The 17585-nt window shown below is 43.1% G+C and carries 16 protein-coding genes, 1 riboswitch and 1 other annotated feature; of the genes, 15 read left to right on the top strand and 1 reads right to left on the bottom strand.

The annotated features are described in order from the left end of the window. Positions 1-156: 156 nt before the first annotated feature. Complete coding sequence (locus GKG41_RS21070) at positions 157-1098, bottom strand: uroporphyrinogen decarboxylase family protein (RefSeq protein WP_154261785.1); 942 nt, start codon at positions 1096-1098, stop codon at positions 157-159. A gap of 522 nt (positions 1099-1620) precedes the next feature. Between GKG41_RS21070 and GKG41_RS21060 the strand changes: the two genes are divergently transcribed. From GKG41_RS21060 to GKG41_RS20990, 15 genes are all read left to right on the top strand, one after another. Continuing rightward, positions 1621-2187 carry a hypothetical protein gene (locus tag GKG41_RS21060; RefSeq protein ID WP_154261780.1) on the top strand — a complete coding sequence of 189 codons (567 nt, stop codon included), beginning with the start codon at positions 1621-1623 and terminating at the stop codon, positions 2185-2187. Positions 2188-2219: 32 nt separating this feature from the next. Then, positions 2220-2873 carry a response regulator transcription factor gene (locus GKG41_RS21055; RefSeq protein WP_226903495.1) on the top strand — a complete coding sequence of 218 codons (654 nt, stop codon included), beginning with the start codon at positions 2220-2222 and terminating at the stop codon, positions 2871-2873. 1 nt (position 2874) lies between these two features. Further along, positions 2875-3984 (top strand): HAMP domain-containing sensor histidine kinase, encoded by a 1110-nt coding sequence (locus GKG41_RS21050; RefSeq protein ID WP_173015677.1) that lies wholly within the window; start codon positions 2875-2877, stop codon positions 3982-3984. Positions 3985-4052: 68 nt separating this feature from the next. Next, positions 4053-4275, top strand: a binding site (T-box leader). A 67-nt stretch (positions 4276-4342) separates the two neighbouring features. Further along, positions 4343-6757, top strand: a complete 2415-nt coding sequence (leuS, locus tag GKG41_RS21045; RefSeq protein WP_154261778.1) for a leucine--tRNA ligase — start codon at positions 4343-4345, stop codon at positions 6755-6757. 125 nt (positions 6758-6882) lie between these two features. Then, positions 6883-7548, top strand: coding sequence for a response regulator transcription factor (locus tag GKG41_RS21040; RefSeq protein WP_256281302.1), 666 nt, complete (start codon positions 6883-6885; stop codon positions 7546-7548). 98 nt (positions 7549-7646) lie between these two features. Further along, positions 7647-8561 carry an ATP-binding cassette domain-containing protein gene (locus tag GKG41_RS21035; RefSeq protein WP_154261777.1) on the top strand — a complete coding sequence of 305 codons (915 nt, stop codon included), beginning with the start codon at positions 7647-7649 and terminating at the stop codon, positions 8559-8561. Further along, positions 8554-9315: an ABC transporter permease subunit gene (locus GKG41_RS21030; RefSeq protein WP_154261776.1), complete on the top strand. Its 762-nt coding sequence runs from the start codon at positions 8554-8556 to the stop codon at positions 9313-9315. Before GKG41_RS21035 ends, GKG41_RS21030 begins: the two co-directional genes overlap by 8 nt. A 13-nt stretch (positions 9316-9328) precedes the next feature. Next, positions 9329-10213 carry a HAMP domain-containing sensor histidine kinase gene (locus GKG41_RS21025; protein ID WP_154261775.1) on the top strand — a complete coding sequence of 295 codons (885 nt, stop codon included), beginning with the start codon at positions 9329-9331 and terminating at the stop codon, positions 10211-10213. 238 nt (positions 10214-10451) lie between these two features. Continuing rightward, on the top strand, positions 10452-11000 hold the full coding sequence (locus GKG41_RS21020) for a VanZ family protein (protein WP_154261774.1): 549 nt from the start codon (positions 10452-10454) through the stop codon (positions 10998-11000). 78 nt (positions 11001-11078) lie between these two features. Then, positions 11079-11256, top strand: a riboswitch (cobalamin riboswitch). A 195-nt stretch (positions 11257-11451) separates the two neighbouring features. Continuing rightward, positions 11452-12393, top strand: a complete 942-nt coding sequence (gene nikB / locus GKG41_RS21015; protein ID WP_347563375.1) for a nickel ABC transporter permease — start codon at positions 11452-11454, stop codon at positions 12391-12393. Further along, positions 12390-13223 (top strand): nickel transporter permease, encoded by an 834-nt coding sequence (gene nikC, locus GKG41_RS21010; RefSeq protein ID WP_347563374.1) that lies wholly within the window; start codon positions 12390-12392, stop codon positions 13221-13223. Before nikB ends, nikC begins: the two co-directional genes overlap by 4 nt. A 24-nt stretch (positions 13224-13247) precedes the next feature. Further along, positions 13248-14864, top strand: a complete 1617-nt coding sequence (locus tag GKG41_RS21005) for an ABC transporter substrate-binding protein (RefSeq protein ID WP_199884610.1) — start codon at positions 13248-13250, stop codon at positions 14862-14864. A gap of 15 nt (positions 14865-14879) precedes the next feature. Further along, entirely contained in the window at positions 14880-15665 is a 786-nt protein-coding gene (locus tag GKG41_RS21000) for an ABC transporter ATP-binding protein (RefSeq protein ID WP_154261773.1), read from the top strand. Continuing rightward, positions 15658-16659: an ABC transporter ATP-binding protein gene (locus GKG41_RS20995; protein ID WP_154261772.1), complete on the top strand. Its 1002-nt coding sequence runs from the start codon at positions 15658-15660 to the stop codon at positions 16657-16659. Before GKG41_RS21000 ends, GKG41_RS20995 begins: the two co-directional genes overlap by 8 nt. Then, positions 16650-17585, top strand: coding sequence for a LysR family transcriptional regulator (locus tag GKG41_RS20990; protein ID WP_154261771.1), 936 nt, complete (start codon positions 16650-16652; stop codon positions 17583-17585). Before GKG41_RS20995 ends, GKG41_RS20990 begins: the two co-directional genes overlap by 10 nt.

Genomic DNA, 17585 nt, shown 5'->3' with positions numbered 1-17585 from the left:
ATACATCTATTATACCAAAAAAGAGCCTCAAAGTCTTGTAAGTGCTGACTTTTCTGGCTCAATGGCGAAGAAAATCCGAGGCACTTGTCCTCGGACTTTGTCTACAGTCTGAACCGGCGATATGCCTCTAAAAGAGAGCATATCGCCGGTTTTAAATTACCTTAATTTATATTTTTTGATTTCCTCAGAACAGACCTTATAGAATCTGGGTTCCAGCAATACATAAGCCGGTATATAGCCCCCAAAACGGCCCAGCTGTCCGATTCGCCTGTGAAGCTCTTCCCGTATATCTTCCTCTGTAGTAGATGGAACATTTAGTGCCTGGGCATTCAGCCCTCCGCTGAAGGAAAAGTGGTGTCCATGTTTTTCTACAAGACTGTCCAGATCATTGCACACCATACAGGGCTCCCAACCGTCAAAACCGCACTCTGCAAAATCATCCACCAAAGCATCCACTTTTCCGCAGCTGTGCATAATAGCAATGCATCCCTTCTCATGAATCGCATCTGCAATCCGTTTCAGTCGGGGTTTAAAAAGTTTGCGGAAGATCGCAGGGGAGATAAAAGTACTGATTTGTGTGCCAAAATCATCGCTGTGTGCAATGACATCTGCGCCCATATGATCTATCAGCTTCTGGTATAGCTTGATTTTATAACAGGTAATGGCCTCCACAAGCTCTTCATAGGCCTCGGGTTCTTCATATAAGGCAATCAATGCCTGCTCAAAGCCCATCAGGGCGTGAGTCCGTTCAAAAATACCCTGGGGAATGAGATAATAATTCGCAATCGTGTCCCGGTCCTTCAGTACTCCCCACTTTTCAGCAATGAAATCCCAGTCTACAGCATCCAGATCTGGAAATACAACAGAGTTTTTCCAATCGGCTATATCCTTTAAAACTTCTCTGCCCGGAGTAGGGGCGGGCATACCGGGTCCGTCGGCGGATGAGGTCCAATGAACTCCGAACCAGTCATAATCATTTTCCTCCATTTCTCCAATTTCAGCCTGACCAATCAGATAACGAAAATCCTTCAGCATATCAGGAACCCATTGGGGATGGTCTACGGTAAGTGTGCGAATCAGGTTTTCTTTTGCATTCATGCAGCTGCCTCCCTATCTGTTTTTTATTATAATTGTAGAAGCTTTTAACTATTTTTTCTATCCGCAATACAGAGCGGATTTTGATAAATGGCACATCAATTTGTAGTATTGAAAAGTAAAAACGTTGAAAGCTTTGGCATCAGGAAGTATAATTGAGAAAGATATAAGATAAGGTGAGAATACGGATGAGACTAAGTGCATGTATAATAAAGGAAGAGCTGGAAGGCAAGCTGATTGGCTTCCCTGGAAACGTATTACCGGGAAAAGTGTAATACAAGCAGAGCTGCAGAAGTCCTTTTTATTCACCGGACAACTTTTTTGGAACGGCTAAGGCGGATCCGACGTTTTCTATGTATGGATTTGGATGACCCTAAAAACAGAATCTATCTGATATTATCCATGGAGGTTCTGAAAAATGATAATTAAGTGCATGTTTTTCTTCTCCTGTAATAAGTCTGCAATATGTCTTCCGTACACTGTAATTGAAGAAAAAAAACAGATAGGATACAAGGAGGACTGCTTATGAGGAAAGAAAGATGGAGAAAACATAAGGTAATTATTATTGCAGCGGCAGCAGCTCTGGGAGTCACTGGAACAGCGGGGATCCTGGCTGTGTATGGCCAGAATCTTACCGAGCGCAGAGTGGCGGAAGAAGCTTCGGAATCGCTGAACGAGGGCGTGAAAGAGGAGATTCCCTATTATCGGGGCTGGTATGACAGCACTTTGTACCGGGAGGTGGTAGAGGATCAGGAGATTGTAAAAGAGGTGTGCACCCGTTACGGATTGGACTACGAGACGGTTACGATGAAAGACATCACCAGAGATATGAGAAATTATGAGGAGGCATTAACGCTGAAAAAGGATTTGGGAGACAACCCCCTTCTTTCAGAGAATGCAAAAGAGGGAGTCTTTACTTTAGAGGTGTATATCAGCGACGTCTACGCCTTTGACGGAGGCGGACAGGTAATCAAAGATTACTGTGATGCCCTTGGGTTGGATGCTTCACAGATGAAGGTATCGGATTTATCCCTGGAAGATCTGATTAAGATCGGGGAATTGGCTTACGAAACCTCAGATCATCCCAAATAAAAGAAAAAAGACGGCGTGGAAAGGTAAGCAATGTGGCAGAAATATTAATTGTAGAAGACGAGAGAGGGATTAATGAATTAATCCGGCGGACACTGACAATGACAGGACATCATTGCCTTCAGGCCTACACAGGGCGGGAAGGAGTGCGGCTGGTGCAGGACGGCGGGGTTAGGATAGATTTGGTTTTATTGGATGTCAATCTGCCGGACATGGATGGCTTTCAGGTGATAAAAGAGATAGGGGGACTGCCTGTTATCTATGTTACCGCGAGGGATCAGGTGCCTGACCGTGTGCGCGGACTGAATAGCGGAGCAGAGGACTATATGGTAAAACCATTTGCTATGGAAGAGCTGATTGCGCGGGTGCAGGTGGTTTTGCGGAGATTTCATAAAGAAGAGAAACTATTTTGTCTGAAGGATCTTCAGGTTAACCTGGAAGAACATATGGTATACCGAAGGGGAACAGAGGTGGTGCTGACTAACAGGGAGTTTCAGCTTCTGCAGGCTTTAATTGTTAATAAAAATATAGCACTCTCAAGAGCCCAGCTTCTAGATCTTGCCTGGGGAAGGGATTACTTCGGTGACGACAGAACCGTAGACGTACATATTCAGCGCATCAGGAGAAAATTGGGGCTGGAACAGCAGATAAAAACTATCTTTAAGTATGGATACCGTCTGGAGGTATAAGATGCAGCTATGGAAAAAAAATTATCTGATTACCTTCCTGTTATTTTTGTTGGTACTGAATACAGGCCTTTTCTGTCTGTCTCAGGTGCTGTTTAAGAATGACCTGGAGCGGTGGATAGAGATGGCCCTTATGGGTGAACAGCGGTTTGCCTATGCAATCTCAGAGTTCGAGGATACGGCGGATATCAATGAACAGATAAAATATATCTGCAGAGGATATTACACAGGGAATGCCAGGATGTCTGTCTCTGCAGACGGAAAGAGTATTGTAAATTATATTCCCGACGATCTGAAGTTTGCATACAGCGCGGATATTGTAACATACAGCGGCCGAAAATATGTGCTGCTCCATGATACAGAAGAGATTCGGGGCAATTCTTATGAGATAATTTACATGGAGGATATCAGTCAGGTATACAAAGAACAAAAATGGCGTCTCGCCGGTCTTGCCTGTGCCAGTCTTATGCTTGCAGCCATTATTGGTACAATGCTCTATATAACGATGAAAAAAATTTATAAACCGGTCAATCATATTGCCCATGAGCTGAGAAATCCGCTTACCGTTATCCAGGGCTACGGGCAATATGTGCAGATGGGAAAGATATGCGAGGAGGATCGTTTTTTTGCAGGACAGCAGATTGTAAAAGAAGCCCGCACGCTGGCCGAACGGGTGGACAGACTTTTGATCATGGGAAACCTTAGAGAAGGCAACATCCGCTGTTTGGAGATAAACGCAGATACTTTATTTCAGGAGCTGAAAGAAAGCTATGAAGGACTTGAGATAGAGAATGACATTATTTCCGTCACCGGGGATCCGAACCTAATAAAATGTCTGTTTCAAAATCTGATTTCCAATGGGAAGAGAGCAGGCGATCGGGTGAAGCTCACCGGAAAGGGCAAATACATTACTGTCTGGAATGATGGTGAAGAGATAGGGGAAGAGGATCTCAGATATCTGAACAAAAACCATCGGTGGCCCGGGGAGACAGTCAAAGACAATGGGTTCGGTATTGCCCTGTGTTATGATATAATCAAACTGCACAGATGGAAGATGAGCTATGCGTCCTCCAGGGAAGAAGGCACGACGGTTACCATACAAATCATGGAGTAAAACAGGAATTTCCTGCATCCCCTTGACAAATTTTCCCGTTCTGGGTAGAATAACAGTTAGTCAATAAGACAAAAACGCAGAAGAGGAGCAGTAAGAGTCTCTCAGCTTTCAGAGAGCTGCCGGCAGGTGGAAGGCAGCAGTGAAGAACTCCCAACTCGCCTCAGAGTTCTCTGGCTGAACATATACTTTCAGTAGGCCAGGGCGGGAACTTCCCGTTACAGAAGAACGAGTGCATCCCCTTTGGGATGAAGTAGAGTGGTACCACGGAATGTTAACCCTTTCGTCTCTATGGTCTTATAGGGCATAGACACGGGAGGGTTTTTTGTACCAAATCACATATATGTAGGAGGAAAGAAACATGGCTACACCTTATAATCATAAGGCAATTGAGCAGAAGTGGAGAAAGAACTGGGAAGAAAAACCGGTAAACGTGGATGACGGCCAGAAGCCCAAATATTATTGTCTGGATATGTTCCCATATCCTTCCGGAAATGGCCTCCATGTTGGGCATTGGAGAGGCTACGTGATCTCTGATGTATGGAGCCGCTATAAAATGATGCAGGGATACTATCTGATCCATCCCATGGGATGGGATGCTTTTGGACTTCCCGCAGAGAATTATGCCATAAAGATGGGCGTACATCCCGCAAAATCCACAGCAGAGAATGTTGCGAATATCAAAAAGCAGATCAATGATATTGCTGCTATCTACGACTGGGACAGGGAAGTAAATACCACAGATCCCAATTTTTATAAATGGACCCAGTGGATTTTTGTGAAAATGTTTAAGGAAGGTCTGGCTTATGAAAAGGAATTCCCTATCAACTGGTGCCCGTCCTGTAAGACAGGACTGGCGAATGAAGAGGTTGTCAACGGATGCTGTGAGCGCTGCGGCGCCACCGTTACCAAAAAGAATCTCCGCCAGTGGATGCTGCGGATTACAAAATATGCGGATCGCCTTTTAAGTGATTTGGACAAACTGGACTGGCCGGAAAAGGTTAAAAAGATGCAGTCTGACTGGATTGGCAAATCCTATGGCGCGGAGGTTGACTTCCCCGTTGAAGGAAGAGAAGAGAAAATTACAGTGTACACCACCAGACCGGATACCCTTCATGGCGCTACTTTTATGGTTCTGGCTCCGGAGCACAAGCTGGCAGCTTCTCTTGCGACTGCCGAGACAAAGGAAGCGGTTGAAAAATATATCTACGATGCTTCTATGAAATCAAACGTGGATCGTCTGCAGGACAAAGAAAAGACAGGTGTATTCACAGGCAGCTATGCGGTCAATCCCCTGAACGGGGCGAAAACTCCGATTTGGCTCTCTGACTATGTACTTGCAGATTACGGAACCGGAGCCATCATGTGCGTACCTGCCCACGATGACCGTGACTTTGAGTTTGCAACAAAATTCAATATTCCGATTGTCCAGGTTATTGCTAAAGACGGCAAAGAAATCGAGCATATGACAGAGGCTTACACAGAGGCTTCGGGAACCATGATCAATTCCGGCGAATGGAATGGCATGGAATCCGCTGTTCTGAAACAGGAAGCTCCTGTGATGATCGAAAATATGGGAATTGGGAAGAAAACAGTGAATTATAAACTGCGTGACTGGGTATTTTCCCGTCAGCGTTATTGGGGAGAACCGATTCCTATCATCCATTGTCCTCACTGTGGGAATGTTCCTGTTCCGGAAGACCAGCTGCCGCTGACTCTGCCTGACGTGGATTCCTATGAACCCACAGGGACCGGGGAATCGCCTCTGGCAGCTATTGACGAGTGGGTGAATACTACCTGCCCTGTATGCGGGGCTCCTGCCAAAAGAGAGACAAATACTATGCCTCAGTGGGCTGGTTCCTCCTGGTATTTCCTGCGGTATGTAGATAATAAAAATGATAATGAACTGGTCTCCAAAGAAAAGGCAGATAAATACCTTCCTGTAGATATGTATATCGGAGGCGTAGAACATGCAGTGCTCCACTTGCTGTATTCACGTTTCTACACCAAATTCCTGTACGACATTGGAGCTATTGACTTTGATGAGCCATTCCAGAAGCTGTTCAATCAGGGGATGATAACCGGAAAGAACGGAATTAAGATGAGCAAATCCAAAGGAAATGTAGTATCCCCGGACGATTTGGTCAGAGATTACGGCTGTGACTCTCTCCGCCTGTATGAACTGTTTGTAGGTCCCCCGGAACTGGACGCGGAATGGGATGACAGGGGCATTGACGGTGTATACCGTTTCCTGAACCGTTTCTGGAAACTGGCCATGGACAGCAGAGAAGCCGGCATCGCTGAGACAAAGGAAATGGTAAAGCTGCGCCATAAGCTGGTATATGACATTACCCAGCGTCTGGAAAGCTTTAGTCTGAACACCGTTATCTCCGGCTTTATGGAGTACAATAATAAATTTATTGATCTGGCAAAAAAGACAGGGGGCATTGACAAAGAGACCATCGAGACGTTTATTCAGCTTCTGGCTCCTTTTGCACCCCATCTCACAGAGGAACTCTGGGAAGCATATGGCCACAAAGACTCCGTCTTCCACACCTTATGGCCAAAGGCAGATGAGAATGCGATGAAGGACGATGAAATCGAAGTGCCTGTGCAGATCAACGGCAAAACCAGGGCAGTTATCAGCATCAACGCGGAAAGCTCCAAGGAAGAAGCAATTGCAGCGGGTAAAGAAGCAATTGCGGATAAGTTAACCGGAAATATTATAAAAGAAATTTATGTACCAAAGAAGATTATTAATTTAGTGATGAAATAGTACTGGAAAAATGGCGTAGGTAGTGGAGACATTATCTGCGTCATTTTTATAAAATACTGGATGTTAGATAGGAATATGATAGAATAGCCGATAAGAAAATTAAGAAATTAATAGAGGTAAATGTAGTGAATCATATTTTGATTATAGATGACGATGTACACATTAATGATATGTTGGATAATATTTTGACACAGGCAGGATACAAAGTTTATCACGCCTATTCCGGCACAGAAGCTTTGCTGTTTTTGTCAAATTGTAAACCCGATTTGATTTTATTAGATTTGATGCTGCCAGGATTATCTGGTGAAGAAGTGTTATCCCAAATAGTAAATATTCCTGTAATTGTTATGAGTGCGAAAGCTGATGTGAAAGATAAGGTGGCTCTTTTGCTGAATGGAGCTGCCGATTATATCACAAAGCCTTTTGAAATTGATGAATTGCTGGCAAGGATAATTGTACAGCTTAGGGATACTTCAAAATGTAACCCTGTTCAGACATTGAACTATGCTGATATTACCTTATATTTGGACACGCATGAGGTTCAAATTACTAATCGCAATGTAAAATTAACGAAGACAGAATTTGCGATATTAAAGCTTTTAATGGAAAATCCAAAACAGATTCTTACAAAAACGGTTATACTCGACCGCATCAGTGAAGACACACCGGACTGTATGGAGAGTTCGCTGCGCGTACATGTTAGTAATTTAAGAAAGAAATTGCGGGAGGTAACCGGCAAAGATTATATCGAAGCAGTATGGGGAATAGGTTTTAAGATGGCAGAATCGTAAAGCTTTACAGTTTCTTTGCACTTTTCTTTACAGGTTTCTTAACACTTCTCTTATAGAATGACAGTAAATATAGAACAAACCAAGGAGGGTGAACGGCTATGGAATATGTGTTAAGTACGAATCACTTGTGTAAAGAATATAGGCACTTCAAAGCATTAAACAATCTCTCTATGCACGTTCCCAAAGGGGCAATCTACGGGTTAGTAGGTAAAAATGGAGCTGGTAAAACCACTGTAATCAGACTGATATGCGGTCTTCAAAAACTCACATCTGGAAATTACACATTATACGGAACCCAAAATACAGATAAGAGAATTTTAGAGGTTCAAAGAAGAATAGGTGCTGTTGTAGAAACTCCATCTATTTATCTTGATATGACTGCAGCGGATAATCTGAAGGAGCAATATCGTATATTAGGACTTCCTTCCTTTGCAGATATACCAGAATTGCTCAAATTAGTAGGATTAGAAAATACAGGGAAAAAGAAAGCGAAAAATTTCTCTCTAGGTATGCGTCAAAGATTAGGAATTGCACTTGCATTGGCAGGCAGCCCTGATATGCTTATGTTAGACGAGCCAATAAATGGGTTAGATCCACAGGGTATTATTGAAATTAGAGAACTTATTTTGAAGCTGAATCGTGAACGCCAAATTACAGTAATAATTTCAAGTCATATCCTGGATGAATTGTCAAGATTAGCAACACACTATGGATTTATAGACAATGGAACTATGCTAAAAGAAATTACAGCAAAGGAAGTGGAAACAAATTGCAGAAAATGTACACAAGTAACAGTGACTGAGACATCAGTTCTTGCTTATGTTTTAGACATAATGAACTTTGAATATGATATACTTTCAGATACACAGGCAAATGTTTATGGGGATATTCCGATTTCTGTTTTGGTATTAGCTTTAGAAAAAGAAAATTGTCAGGTTTTATCCATGCATGAGCTGGATGAAAGCCTGGAAAGCTATTATATTAATTTGATAGGAGGTTCTCATAATGAATAATCTTTTACACGCCAACATTGTACGTTTATGGAAAAACAAACTTTTTTGGTTTGGTTCATTATTTATGCTCCTCTATGGTATATTCAAAATGCTTACAGAATATAAATCGTCTGTAAAGCTAGGCGAAGACCTGAACTTGGATGATATACTATTTGTCTATGCTTTCATCACAGGAATAATAAGTGCAATTTTTGTCAGTTTCTTTGCAGGGACAGAGTATAGTGACGGCACTATAAGAAATAAAATAATTGTGGGTCATGCAAGATTTAAAGTGTATCTTTCAAATTTAATTACAAATATTTTAGCTGTGTCATTTATGTGTTTCATATATATTCTAGTAATACTTGTTGCGGGGACGCCTCTTCTGGGCTCATTACGCATAGAAATCAGCCAAGCCTTAAAAATTATCTTCAGTTCCTTTTTATTGATTACTTCGTATTGTTCGATTTATACTTTCTTTTCTATGCTGTGTCATAACAAAGCAATATCAGTTGCCGTTTGTGTGGTTGCTTCGTTTTTGTCTTTATTTACAGAAGCATATATTGGTTCTATGCTTTCTTTGCCAGATTATTATACAGGGGTAAAACGTACTGTGTTGGGATTTTTATTTAATTATCTACCCTCGGGCCAGGCATATCAGTATATGAGTATGCAGTTTGGGGATTTAAACTTAAAAATGTTATGTTTAGCAGCTATTTCCTGCATTGCAACAATCACTGGTATGGTATTCTTTCAGAAGAAAGACATTAAGTAAAGAGGAGTTATGTATGGGAGACTGGATATATTATGTAATGATTGGATTTGTGCTTATTATTATAATATTGGGACTTAAAATTTACTATTTAAAAAAGTCTGCAAGGGAAATCCGCATCTCTTTTGCGGAAAAGTTAAAATCTGATACAAATACAATTATCCAAATATCCAGCCACGATAAAGACATGAAGGAATTAGCTTCCGCTCTTAATACACAGCTGAAATATTTATACCAAAGCAGACAGAAATATGAATATGGAGATTTGGAACTAAAAGAAGCTATTACTAATATATCTCACGATCTCAGAACACCTCTGACAGCAATTTATGGGTATCTGAAATTGCTGAGAAACGAAGAATGTTCACCGACTGGGAAAACGTATCTTTTGGCAATAGAAAACCGCACACGGGCTTTGAATCAGCTCACGGAAGAATTGTTTCATTATACATTAGCAATATCAGATACAGAGGACATGGTGCTGGAAACAGTAACACTAAACGGGATTTTAGAGAATAGTATATCCGTATATTATTCCATTCTTAAGCAAAATCATATTGTTCCACAGATATCTATCCCAGATAAAAAAATATTGCGGAAGGGAAATGAGTATGCTTTATCCCGTATTTTGGGAAATGTATTGAGCAATGCCGTTAAATATAGTGATGGAGATCTGAACATCACGCTGACTGAAAATGGTGAATTTTTATTTTCAAATCATGCGAAAGGTTTAACGGAAGTGCAGGTGGAACGATTATTTGACCGTTTCTATACAGTGAATAATGCCCGAAAATCAACAGGTTTAGGTTTGTCTATATCGAAAGCCTTAATTGAAAAAATAGGTGGTTCTATATCAGCAAGTTACTCTGGAGACGTCTTAACTATTTGTGTGCGGATATGATAAATGAAAGATCCATAATATTGGGTTCTGCTTACAAATATATTATAATAAAAATATTTTAATACATTCTGAAGTTTCTGAATATATCCTTAAGATTTTCTCTGCTTTCTTGACGCTGCAGAATAAATTGTGTATAGTTCAAGTGTACCAAGTGTACTAATATAAATAGTACACATGGTACACTTGAACTATACAGGCCTGTGATACAGGTACTAATGAAAGAAGGCAGGGATATCCTATGATTATTTTTTACGTTCTAATGGTGTTTCCAATAACAGCCGTTGTATCCTTTCTGATTTATCTACCAGCTTATATATATAACAAAAAGAAATATGGAAAAAGACCTGTTGTACGGCATCTCTCTATCTATTGCTTCATCGGGGTAATCCTGAGTATTCTTTATGTCACTGTTTTCATGGGAGGGATAACCTTTCATCCGGGGTATCATTTTTTAAACCTTGTCCCATTTGTGTGGGTAAAAGAAACCTATCTCATGGGGTTTGCCAAGATGATTGAACAATTATTTATGAACGCAGTTATGCTGGTTCCCCTGGGATTTATTCTGCCCGTGGTATTCCCTTCCGTAAGAAAATGGTGGAAGACAGCATTATGTGTAATGGTGTTTATCTTCGGGATTGAAACATTACAATATTTTATCGGGCGTTCTGCGGATGTGGATGATCTGATCATGAACACCTTTGGCGGGTGCGTCGGGTATGTTCTGTTTTTCCTTCTGAATAAATTTCTGAGAGAACAAACGTGGTGGAAAGGTGCGTTAAACCAGTAAATACAGAACTTGACTTATAACAAATTGGAATACCTATTTTCTGGACATTTATACTTTTTATGGTATAATTGACCATGTTAAATGAATAAAGATATAAGTTCCTAACAGGATGAAAAGAGAAACCGGTGCGATTCCGGTACGGTCCCGCCACTGTGATGGGGAGCTTTTCACAAAGATACCACTGGAGGATGCTCTGGGAAGGTGTGAAAAGCTATGAACCTAAGTCAGGAGAACTGCTTATATTGTTGAGTTGAAGTAATTGCTTACGGTCGATAAGTAACTATTTGTGTGAATCATACGCCGCAGACTGCGGCGGATTTATATTTCAGTGGTTAGATGCGGCTAATTTTGGCTGCATCTTTTTTTTGAGAAAATATGTCTGTGCTTGATGAAGTGTTGATGAGACCCGCCGTTGACAGATGAAGGCGACCGGGCAGAAGGAGGAACTGATGTGAACAGAAAACAAATTGTAAAACGGTTGATTCAGATTGTGATAGTCCTTTTTGGAATAAGCTATTTTACCTTTGGACTTACTTATTTGTCACCCGGTGATCCGGCTGAGATTATGCTGACGGAATGCGGAAATGTTCCTACTCCGGAACTGCTGGAAAAGACAAGGGCGGAGCTGGGCCTGGATAAACCCTTTCTGATACAGTACGGAACCTGGCTGAAAAATATCATTCAGGGTGACATGGGGACGTCTTATTCCATGAAGGTACCGGTTTTTGACAAACTGATGTCCTGCCTTTTGCCTACACTGAAACTGTCCCTGACATCTCTGGCCATCATGCTGGTGATATCGGTCCCGGCAGGAATCTTCGCTGCTTATTATCAGAATAAATTTGTTGACTATATCGTACGGGGAACTACCTTTCTGGGCATATCCATCCCAAATTTCTGGCTGGGACTGATACTGCTGAGCGTTTTTGGAGTAAAGCTTGGATGGCTGCCTGTTGCAGGGGGTGGCACTGACTGGAGACACCTGCTTCTGCCTGCATTTACCCTTGCCTTTGCCATGTCGGCAAAGTATACCAGGCAGGTGCGTATTGCTGTGCTGGAAGAATTACATCAGGACTATGTGACAGGGGCACGCATGCGCGGCATGAAAGAGAGGGCTATTCTCTGGCGGCATGTACTTCCCAACGCAATGCTTCCCCTGGTTACTCTTCTGGGACTTTCTTTGGGGAATCTGCTGGGAGGGACGGCAGTGGTTGAACTAATTTTCTCCTGGCCGGGTATGGGAAATATGGCAGTCAGTGCCATTACTTCCAGAGATTATCCTCTGGTTCAGGGCTATGTTTTGTGGATTGCTCTTATTTATATGGCCATCAATCTGCTGGTTGATCTATCTTATCACCGTCTGGATCCAAGACTGAAGGAGGCACTGCAGTGAAAAAGACCTGGAATTTTATAAAGCACCACAAACAATTTACAATCTTTTCCATACTTGCCCTGGCAATTATCGGAGTTGCTGTATTTGCCCCGTGGATTGCTCCGAAAGATCCGCTGGATCCTATAATGACAGACTCTTTGAGAGCACCTGGAGCTTCCTATGCCTGGGGAGCGGACAAAATGGGAAGAGATGTACTATCCCGGGTAATCTATGGCACCAGAGCTTCTTTAAGCATGACACTTATGTTGGTGATGGTGGTTTTTGCAGTGGGGACCTTTTTGGGGGTACTTGCAGGCTATTTTGGGGGCATTACGGATGAAATAATTATGCGCATTGCGGATATGATGATTTCTTTTCCGGGAATGGTGCTGGCTATCGCCATAGCAGGGCTATTGGGGCCGAGTATGCTTAATGCAGTCGTTGCCATCAGTGCAGTAACCTGGACAAAGTATGCCAGACTTTCCAGAAGCCTGGTGCTAAAGATAAAAGACAGTGTATACATAGAAGCGGCAAAAGTAACGGGGACAAAAACAGGAAGGATACTCTTGCGGTATGTGCTCCCTAATATGATTGCGACCATGGCTGTAACAGCCGCCACAGACATCGGCAGTATGATGCTTGAACTGGCCGGACTTTCCTTTCTGGGGTTTGGAGCTACGGCGCCCACACCGGAATGGGGGCTTATGCTGAACGAGGGGAGAGCGTATATTGCGAAGGCACCCTGGCTGATGATTTACCCGGGGCTGGCCATTGTCATTGTTGTAGTAGTATTTAATATGCTGGGAGACAGTCTGAGAGATATTCTGGATCCCAGACAGAAGCAAGTATAGATTATATTTGGAGGTAGAAAAATAATGAAAAAATGGTATGGGAAGCTGGTCGCTGTGGGACTTGCGGCTGCTATGGCAGTATCCGGGTTCACCGGATGCGGAGGTGACAGTACTTCAAAGGAAGCCGAAGATAAAAGTACGAAAGAAACTGTCTCCCTGGCAAAAGGAGGGGAACTGAACATCGGTGTAACTAGTTTTGCAGATACCCTGGAACCGACGGAACAGTATTTCAGCTGGGTTGTTATGAGATACGGAATTGGGGAAACCCTGGCTGCTTTTGACCAGGAGGGAGAACTAACCCCTTGTCTGGCAGAATCATGGGATGTAAGCGATGATAAACTGACCTGGACTTTTAAGATACGGGAGGGTGTAACATTTTCCAATGGCACGGAGATGACTCCGGAACTGGTAAAGGCTTCTCTTGAGAGGACTTTTTCAATGAATGACCGGGCAAGCAGTTCTTATTTCACCTATAAAAGCATGGAAGTAAATGGTCAGAATCTTTTAATCACCACGGAAACACCGGTTCAGGGAGTACCTGGAAGTTTGGCGGATCCCCTGTTTTTGATTGTGGATACTACCGCTGACACAGACTCCTTTGCCATGGAGGGACCAGTCTGCACAGGACCTTATAAAGTGGAGTCATTCAGCCCCACAGAGTCCTGTGTTGTTACACGCAATGAATATTATTGGGGCGGGGAGGCTCCCCTGGACAGGGTTACCTTTCAATGCATTGATGATCAGACAACCAGATCTATGGCGCTGCAGACTGGGGAGATTGACATTGCCTATAATCTGAAAGTAGAGAATCTGGTAGATTTTGAAAACAGTGAAGATTATACGATCCAGGAATTATCCTCTTTGCGCTCCACCCATGCATTTATGAACCAGCACAGGGCGCTGTCAGATAAAACCCTGAGACAGGCCGTAATCCGGGGACTTGACAGGCAGACCTACTGTGATGTGCTGCTGGAGGGAGGCGCGGTTGCGGGCAAAGCCCCGGTCCCTCCTTCTCTGGATTTTGGGTTTGATGAATTAACGGATGAGAATGCCTATGATCCCGAGGGTGCAAAAGCCCTTTTGGAAGAGGGTGGATATAGAGATAATGACGGGGATGGCTATGTAGAGACTCCTTCCGGAGAAGATCTGGATCTTCATTTCGTGATTTATGACAGCAGGGCAGAGCTGGGTATCTATGCCCAGGCAGCTCAGGCGAGCCTGAAAGATATCGGTATCAGGGTGACGATAGATACGGTAAGCTACGAAACACTTCTGGACATGCAGGAAGCAGGGGAGTATGACCTTCTTATTTGGAATGTACTGGTTGCAAATACAGGAGAACCGGAAAAATACCTGAGAGAGTCCTGGATGACATTTAATGAGAATAGTAAAAATAACAATTATGCCGGGTACAGCAATGAAAAAGTTGATTTTCTTCTGGAGGAATTATCTGCGGAATTTGACGAAAATAGGAGAAAGGAACTGACCATTGAGATTCAGCAGCTGATCATGGACGATGCAGCCACTGTGTTTTTCGGATATGAAACCACATATCTGATTTCGTCTGCAAATGTTACAGGAGTTTCTATGTACCCTATGGATTATTATTGGCTAACCAAGGATATCGCACTGGCCGAGTAGAAAAGGAAAAGGGAAATGCTAAAGATTAATGATTTGCAAGTGGCTTATGGCAGTGAACATCTGGTTGTGGATAGGTTTCATTTGTCTATGGAGCCTTCTGAGATTATTAGTATTGTGGGAGAAAGCGGAAGCGGAAAAACAACGGTGATACGGGCTGTTTTGGGTGCACTGCCGGCCTGCGGCAGAATCCTAGGAGGGAATATAACTTTTCATGGTGAGGATATCAGCACGTATGGAAAGGATACCTGGAGAGAAGTCCGCGGGAAAAAGATTGCCATGATATTTCAGGATTCCGGCGGAACTTTGAACCCTATCAGGAAGATTGGCTCACAGTTTACAGAATATATTGTAGAGCACAGCGAAGCAGACCATAAAGAGGCCTGGAAGCAGGCCAGCGGAATGCTGGAACGCATGCGCCTTCCTAATCCAGAATCGATAATGAAAAGCTATCCGTTTCAGTTGAGCGGAGGTATGCGCCAAAGAGTTGGGATTGCCATGGCTATGACCTTTCAGCCGGAACTGTTACTGGCCGATGAGCCTACCAGTGCCCTGGATGTTACAACTCAGGCGCAGATTGTCAGACAAATGATGGAACTGCGCAGCCACTATGGTACAGGTATTATTATTGTGACTCATAATCTGGGGGTAGCTGCCTATATGGCAGATCGCCTGATCGTTATGAAAGCAGGTGAAGTTGTAGACGCAGGGAGCAGAGAAGAGGTGCTCAGCCATCCTTCTCACCCTTATACCAGGGAACTTCTGTCCGCGGTTCCTGTGATGGGAGGTAAGCGTATTGTATAAAGACAATCCGGTAATATTACAGAGTCTGCAGGTGACAAAACAATATCCGGCTCCCGGAAACAGGACGTTAACTGCCTGCAGCGGTATTTCTATGGAGGTAAAGCAAGGAGAGACTCTTGGAATTGTAGGGGAGAGCGGATGCGGCAAATCTACCTTCGCCCGTATGCTTGTGCAGCTGGAAAAACCGACTTCAGGAAAGCTTTTATACCACGGAGAAGACTTGTCTTCTATGAAAGGAGAAGCTCTAAGGCAGAACCGAAAAAATATACAGATGGTATTTCAGGATCCCCTGGCGTCTTTTCACCCCAAGATGAAAATTATAGATATACTCACAGAACCTATGATGAATTTCCGGATGGTTACCAAAGCCCATAAGGAGGATGCGGCGGCCAGGCTGCTGCAGATGGTGGACTTGCCGGAGGACTTTATGTACCGGTATCCCCATAATATGAGCGGGGGACAGCGGCAGCGGATTGGAATTGCCAGGGCTTTGTCTCTGGAACCGGAGATATTGGTGTGTGATGAGGCAACATCTGCTCTTGATGTATCCGTACAGAAAAATATTATTGAGCTTCTTGTCAGACTGCAGAGGGAGAAGAATCTGACCATTATTTTTATCTGCCATGATCTGGCTTTGGTACAGTCCTTTGCCCACAGGGTAGCAGTTATGTATCTTGGAAATATTGTAGAGCTGATGCCGGGAGAGGCAGTAGCTGCAGACGCGCGGCATCCCTATACCCAGGCTCTGCTAAGAGCAGTATTTTCACCCGATATGGATTTTTGCAGAGCAATTCAGAGTATTGAGAGCGAAGCGCCAAGCCCTTTAGAGATTCCGGAGGGATGCCCCTTCCTTAACCGGTGTGAGAGGTGTATGGAGGTATGTAAAAAGGTGAAACCGGAAGTCAGAGTAGTCGGTCCTTTCCATGAGGCGGCCTGCTGTCTTTTTGAGGAATTTTCAGAATATAGGGCAGAGAGAGGTAAAAAATGCAGCTGAAGCAGTTTCAGTATTTTGTGGTCAGTGCAGATATGGGAAGCTTTAAAAAGGCGGCAGACGCTTTATATACGACTCAGCCCCATGTCAGCAAGATTATAAAGGCTTTGGAGGAAGAGCTGAACCTTCAGCTTCTGAACAGAGAAAATAGAGGTGTCAGCCTTACTCCAGAGGGAAAAAAGGTGTATGAATATGCCTGTGAGATTCTGATGAGTACAGAAAAAATTGCAGGGGTTACAAACATCCGGCAAACGAAAACACTCGAAGTGGCTTCTGTGCCAAGTGCCAAACTTGCCACACTCTTTACCAGGTTTTACACGATGAAAGAGCAGGAGGAGCTATGTTGCCGGTATCTGGAAGGGAATGTAGAAGAAATCATGGGATATCTTCATAAACATGTTATTGAACTGGGGTTTTTATACATATCGGACAGACAGAGAGCTGCATTCCAACATGTCTGCGAGAAAAAACGGCTGGAGTTTGTAGAACTTACAAAAACTTCTCCCATGCTTTTTGTCGGTCCCCAAAATCCATTGTACGGCAAAAAAACAGTTGATTTTACTACAATGAAAAGCTTAAAATTCATACAGTCAAAAGAAGATTTTTTTTCCATTGGAAGCCACAGGGGGCATCTGAAAGAGGACTTTATACCTGTAAACAGTGAACAGGAAGTTATAGTTACGGACAGCGATCACCTTATGATACAAATGCTGTTAGACACTAATCTGTGTAACTTGGGTAGCAGTCTTCTGCAGGGGCAATATGAAAAAACATCAATACACGCAATTCCCGTTACAGATTTAAAAGAATTAATCTCTTTTGGATTTATTAAACGAGAGAGGGGCGAATTGAGCCAGATTGCCAGAGAATTCATTGATTATCTGAGAGAGATACTGGCTGCAGAGAAAATAGACATCGAGGATAAGTAA

Source organism: Lactonifactor sp. BIOML-A5 (assembly GCF_009677585.1).
Lineage (GTDB): Bacteria > Bacillota > Clostridia > Lachnospirales > Lachnospiraceae > Lactonifactor.
This window is presented reverse-complemented; position numbering and strand designations above follow the sequence as displayed.